The organism is Vibrio splendidus 12E03, assembly GCF_000272105.2.
Lineage (GTDB): Bacteria > Pseudomonadota > Gammaproteobacteria > Enterobacterales > Vibrionaceae > Vibrio > Vibrio splendidus_I.
This window is the reverse complement of the sequence record NZ_AJZD02000355.1, coordinates 1-5739: the sequence shown is the minus strand read 5'-3', so window position 1 is coordinate 5739 and position 5739 is coordinate 1. Positions and strand designations below refer to the sequence as shown.

Below are 5739 nucleotides of genomic sequence, written 5' to 3'. Positions count from 1 at the left end.
TTGCTCTACCTACTGAGCTAAGTCGGCACAAGTGGGGCGCATTTTATTGAATGATTTTCCACCTTGCAATAGGAAATTGAAAAAAAGTGCAAAATTCTCTCACCAAACTCCTACATACGGCTATTTAGCTCAAGGTTTACGTCTTTAACCCGCATCTAGTACAGGAAGATATTTTATTTATCTATCGCTTGATGTATTTTCCATGCACTTGTTTTGTTATCCACTATAGAGTTTTGTATGAGCCCATTTATGTCATTTGACCGCGAACGTTGGTCTGAGCTAAGGAATTTAGTTCCGATGACACTTTCTGAGAGCGACTTAAAGGAGCTTCAAGGCATCAATGAAAAGCTCACAATGGAAGAGGCAGTAGAGATCTATCTACCACTATCTCGTCTATTGAACCTCTATGTGGCAGCCAGACAGAATAGAAACTCGGTACTCCACCAATTTCTAGATAAAAAAGAGAAAGCGCCACCTTTTATCATCGGTATTGCGGGTAGCGTAGCCGTTGGCAAAAGTACCACTGCGCGTCTGCTTAAAGCCCTACTCTCTCGCTGGGAAAACCACCCAAAAGTTGAACTAGTGACAACCGATGGCTTTTTATATCCAAACGAGGTGTTAGAAGATAAAGGGTTGATGAGCAAAAAGGGCTTTCCGGAGTCTTACGATATCAAGCGTTTAGTGAACTTTGTTTCGGATGTAAAAGCTTGCAAGAGAAATGTCACAGCCCCTGTTTACTCGCATCTTACGTACAATATTACTGATGACGTTAAGTGCGTCGACCTACCAGATGTGCTTATTATTGAAGGGCTTAATGTTTTACAAACCGGAATGAATTATCCACACGAGCCACATCGCGTGTTTATTTCAGACTTCCTTGATTTCTCACTCTATGTTGACGCTGATAGCCAACAAATCAAAGAGTGGTACGTCAATCGTTTTATGAAATTCCGCGATGGTGCGTTTACTAAGCCTGGCTCTTACTTTAGTCATTACACTAAGTTATCAAACCAAGCCGCATTGGATAAAGCGGAAGGTATCTGGAGTTCAATTAATGGCTTGAACCTTGAACAAAATATCCTTCCGACAAGAGAAAGGGCTCACCTGATTCTACGTAAAGGCGCAGATCATATGGTTGAAGAAGTGTTACTAAGAAAATAGTAACGCCTTAGTCGCCTTTTCTTAGCGATATCTCGCCACCAATATAGCTCTCGACACCATTCTCAGTTTTGAGCAATACAGCACCTTGTTCATCGATGCCTTGAACAACACCTTCAATTTCTCTAGGTCCAATGATCAACCTAACATTGCGGCCTAAGAAATTATCCAAGCGGTTCCAACGCTCTACAAAATTGGACATCCCTTTCAGCTCATAATCAACAAGAGATTTATCCCAGGCATTGATCAGAGCCTGCGCTAACTGATTTCGTTCTGGCACCTGACCGTCACACACCTCTTTAAGAGAAGTCCATGGCTGTCCAATACCTGATGTTGTAGGATCCATGGATAGGTTTAGCCCTAAACCAATAACAATATGAGCAGCGCCACCGGACTGTCCTGACAGCTCTACCAAGATACCAGCAAGCTTCTTGTCATTGTGGTAAAGGTCGTTCGGCCATTTGAGCTTTACACCTTCTACACCCATCTCTTCCAAAGCTTCAACAACAGCGACACCAACCACAAGGCTTAAGCCCATTGCGGCAGCCATCCCTGCGTCGAGTCTCCAATACATTGAAAGATAGAGGTTTGCACCGAATGGCGATACCCACTCTCGTCCACGGCGTCCACGTCCTGCAGCTTGATATTCAGCAATACAAACAGAACCCGATTCGAGGGTGTTAGTTCGCTCTAATAGATGCTGGTTTGTAGAACCTATGATTGGAATGAGCTCAAGAGAAGCATCGCGACTAACTGCAGACAATTTTTCTTGGTCAAGCATATCTAAACAGCTTGCTAGCTTGTAGCCCTTGCCTTGTACTCGGTAGATATCTAAACCCCACTCTTGAATACCTTTAATGTGCTTACTGATAGCCGCTCGTGATACACCTATCATTTCACCTAGGTCTTCACCTGAATGAAACTCACCGTCAGCAAGACATCTCAATAGCGCTAGCTTGGTACTGTGTTCTCTCATGTCAGGGACTCCAAAGCCTTATCTAGGTTTGTCTCGCGGTCTCGCCCCATAAAACGTACTTCATGTTCCAATCGAATATCGAATTTATTCAAGACGGACTGACGCACTCGCTCTGCAAGCTTAAGGATATCCACAGCAGAAGCCTCATCATAATTGATGATAACCAATGCTTGATTGGGGTGAACCTGAGCGCCACCTTCTATCACGCCCTTGAACTGGCATTGATCAATCAGCCAACCAGCAGCGACTTTGATCATATCATTACTCTCATAACCGACAATGTTTGGGTATAGAGCTAACAGGCGATCAAAATGATCTTTGGTGATCACAGGGTTTTTGAAGAAGCTGCCTGCATTCCCTTGTACTCTAGGGTCTGGCAGCTTACTTGAACGGATAGCACACACTTCATCAAATATAGTACGAGGAGAGAGACTATCGGCTGCTAGGCTTTTCAACGGACCATAGTGATTACATGGCTCCCACTCTTTAGGCAATGTTAAACCAATCGCAACAACAATCGCTTTACCGTAGAGAGCATGTTTGAAAATAGAATCTCGGTAACCAAAGAGACACTCTTCGTTGCTTAATCGCTTAACTGTATAAGTATCCAGGCACAGGGTATCGACATACCCGCATACGTCTTGCAACTCAACACCATACGCACCAATATTCTGAATCGGAGCAGAGCCTGAACAGCCGGGTATCATTGCTAGATTTTCTAGCCCACCAAGCCCTTTATCCACACTCCACTCAACTAAGCTTGGCCAATCCTCCCCACCACTTACATGCAGTAGGTGGTGACTGTCAGTATCGGTCAACTCAATCCCGGCTAATTTATTCACAATGACCAGGCCTGCGAAGTGCTCAGTAAAAAGCATATTACTGCCCTTACCCAGTATCAACTTAGGTAAAGCTGACCATTTAGGGTCTTTGTAAAGCGAAATCAGTTCTTCGGTAGTAGTTACTTCAACCAACGCATCACACGTCTGATCGATGGAAAAAGTATGAACATTTTTTAAACTAGCATTGAGATGGAATTGCATGGCGATATTCAATTAACTTACACTGCGGTCATTCTACAGCAGATAAACCAATGGCGCAGTGACTGAATGAACAATGTCATCATTACTCAATTAGACCCAGTAAAGGTTCCCCTAGTTAAACGTTTCTATAAAGAACATTACCCAACGGGAAAAGCGAATAAAAGTGAACTGATCTATTCTTTATTACTGGATAACGAGCTGTGCGGAGTCGTGCGTTTTCGTACAATAGAAAATAATCGCTTACTTACCGGTATGGCTATATCAAAACAACATCGCGGCAAACAATTAGGCTCGCAGCTTATGGATTATTGTGCGCAAAATACGCTTACGGAAGACGATTACTGCTTTGCTTACGCTCATCTCACCAATTTTTACGCGCGACATGAATTCGTACGAGTAGACCCTAAAGATCTGCCAAATGGATTAAGAGTTTTATACGAGCGCTATTCGAATAGCGGAAAAGATCTCATTCCTATGCATTATCAGCAAAATTGTTAGAGAATGCCTCGATTATCTAGTATTTGGTGCTATCCCTTTGGTAAAATTAAAGGTTCGCAATTTTGCATATTTTTAAGGTAAAACAGTCAATATGATTGCCAGTAGGAATCCATTCATACAGTTGCCAACCATAGCGCAGAATCCTGACAAGTTTGAAGTACTACTATCAGCGCAAGAGTTTCGAACTCGCCTACTTGATGAGATATCTCGCGCAACGACTCGTATTAGTTTAGTCGCTTTGTACCTTGAAGATGATGAGGCTGGCCGTGAGATCCTAACTGCCTTATATGAAGCAAAGCAAAAGAATCCAGAATTAGACGTGAGCGTTTGTGTCGATTGGCACCGAGCGCAGCGTGGATTGATTGGTGCAGAGTCTTCTGAGGGCAATGCAGCCATGTATAAAGAGTTTGCTGAAAAATATCAGCATTCTGTGCCTGTCTATGGCATTCCAGTTCGTGGCAAAGAAGTCTTTGGCGTATTGCACTTAAAAGGCTTTATCGTCGATGACAGCGTAATATACAGCGGTGCAAGCCTTAACAATATCTACCTGAATTACCATGACCGCTATCGCTTTGATCGTTACCACGTTTTAAACAACTCAGCTCTTGCTGACTCAATGTTTACCTACGTACACGAACAGATGGTTGCGGATAGCGCTGTTTATGACCTGGCAGATAAGAACAAGCCTGCGACCAAAGAACTGAAACCAGCGATTCGTCAGTTTCGAGCATCCTTGGCAAGATCTCAGTATCAATTCGATGGTCAAGAGGTTTCAGCAGACCAAGTGGCTGTAACACCATTGGTTGGTATCGGTAAAAGACGTAACCGTCTGAATCAGGGGATCAATCAACTCGTCGCTCAAGCTAAAGATGAAATCTTTATCTGCACACCTTACTTCAACTTCCCACCTAGCCTAGCTAAAGAAGTGAAGAAAGCACTAAAGCGTGGCGTAAAGGTCAGCATTGTCGTTGGCGATAAGACGGCAAATGATTTCTTTATCTCGCCAGAAGAAGAGTTTAAAACGATTGGTGGTCTGCCATACCTTTACGAATTGAACTTACGTCGTTTCGCTAAAGCGAATGAAGCTCATATTGCTAGCCGTAATCTATCAATTCGACTTTGGCAACACGATTCCAATAGCTTCCACCTAAAGGGCATTTGGGTAGATAAGCGCTACATGCTACTAACAGGTAATAATCTAAATCCACGCGCATGGAAGTTGGATCTAGAGAACGGTATCTTTATCCAAGATAACTACCATCACCTTACAGACAAGTTTCAGGCTGAAGTGGATAACATCCTTCAACACACTCAGCTTATCTGTACTTATAAGCAGTTAGACAAGGTAGAGAGCTACCCGATGGAAGTTCAGAAGTTGATTCGTAAGATCACTCGTGTGAAAGCCGATAGGGTGCTTAAGCAAATACTGTAGTCGATGTATTAGAGACACTATTTATCAACGCCTAGCAAACGCTAGGCGTTTTTGTATCTACGAGATAGCGAGATAGCGAGATAGCGAGATAGCGAGATAGGTTTGCTTGATGGTCTTTCGAGTCAACATCTCGATTCATTCATAATAAGAGTGATAGTTTGAAAAGTTAAAATCATATCTTTTCCTAAAAGTCAGTCTAAGGACTATAGATACGTGTATCAGATACAGAGAGCAGCTAAACGAGTACCAATACGAACATAATCGACAATTACCCTTTACGTATCCAAGCAATAACGTTCGTCACTCCTTAGGGCGAAGTACGTACGCGATAGGGAATTTCACATAGTAAAGCAATCAGATTAGTGCTCTGCTCTATTTAGCTTAACTATCAGAGTTAGAAGTGACTACCTGTATTCCCAAGCAGCACCTCCCGATATATAGAGAAGTACTTCATAGCTGGCGATAAGGATCTGCAGCCAAAATCCAAAACGCATACGCCGTAAACAACGAAAGCCTAGTCGTCAGACTAGGCTTTCTAATGGAATAGCGTGAAGTGCAGGGGTTCAGTATCTTTACAGCACCCATATAACCTATAAGCAAAACACTTTTCTTCAAATGTAAAAAAGCCCTGC

General features: G+C 42.9%; 5 protein-coding genes. 3 read left to right on the top strand and 2 right to left on the bottom strand.

The window, feature by feature from the left end:
- The first annotated feature begins 237 nt into the window (after window positions 1–237).
- The gene (gene coaA / locus A142_RS23350; protein WP_019823834.1) at window positions 238–1161 is read left to right on the top strand and encodes a type I pantothenate kinase; all 924 of its coding nucleotides are present in this window, start codon (window positions 238–240) and stop codon (window positions 1159–1161) included.
- A 7-nt stretch (window positions 1162–1168) separates the two neighbouring features.
- On the opposite strand, the gene birA is transcribed toward coaA, so the two are convergent.
- Together birA and murB are read right to left on the bottom strand one after the other, a co-directional pair.
- A complete protein-coding gene (gene birA, locus A142_RS23345) occupies window positions 1169–2134 on the bottom strand; it encodes a bifunctional biotin--[acetyl-CoA-carboxylase] ligase/biotin operon repressor BirA (RefSeq protein WP_019823833.1) in 966 nt (321 codons plus the stop codon).
- Window positions 2131–3177 (bottom strand): UDP-N-acetylmuramate dehydrogenase, encoded by a 1047-nt coding sequence (gene murB, locus A142_RS23340; protein WP_029405554.1) that lies wholly within the window; start codon window positions 3175–3177, stop codon window positions 2131–2133. Before murB ends, birA begins: the two co-directional genes overlap by 4 nt.
- 66 nt (window positions 3178–3243) lie before the next feature.
- Here murB and A142_RS23335 point away from each other — a divergent pair, with 66 nt between their 5' ends.
- Together A142_RS23335 and pssA are read left to right on the top strand one after the other, a co-directional pair.
- Window positions 3244–3675, top strand: coding sequence for a GNAT family N-acetyltransferase (locus tag A142_RS23335; RefSeq protein ID WP_019823831.1), 432 nt, complete (start codon window positions 3244–3246; stop codon window positions 3673–3675).
- Between the two features lie 91 nt (window positions 3676–3766).
- The gene (gene pssA / locus A142_RS23330; protein ID WP_019823830.1) at window positions 3767–5107 is read left to right on the top strand and encodes a CDP-diacylglycerol--serine O-phosphatidyltransferase; all 1341 of its coding nucleotides are present in this window, start codon (window positions 3767–3769) and stop codon (window positions 5105–5107) included.
- Window positions 5108–5739: the final 632 nt, after the last annotated feature.

Excerpts from the sequence above, each read along its gene's own strand:
- coaA (WP_019823834.1), top strand. The coding sequence starts at position 238 with ATGAGCCCATTTATGTCATTTGACCGCGAACGTTGGTCTGAGCTAAGG.
- pssA (WP_019823830.1), top strand. The coding sequence starts at position 3,767 with ATGATTGCCAGTAGGAATCCATTCATACAGTTGCCAACCATAGCGCAG.
- birA (WP_019823833.1), bottom strand. The coding sequence starts at position 2,134 with ATGAGAGAACACAGTACCAAGCTAGCGCTATTGAGATGTCTTGCTGAC.
- A142_RS23335 (WP_019823831.1), top strand. The coding sequence starts at position 3,244 with ATGAACAATGTCATCATTACTCAATTAGACCCAGTAAAGGTTCCCCTA.
- murB (WP_029405554.1), bottom strand. The coding sequence starts at position 3,177 with ATGCAATTCCATCTCAATGCTAGTTTAAAAAATGTTCATACTTTTTCC.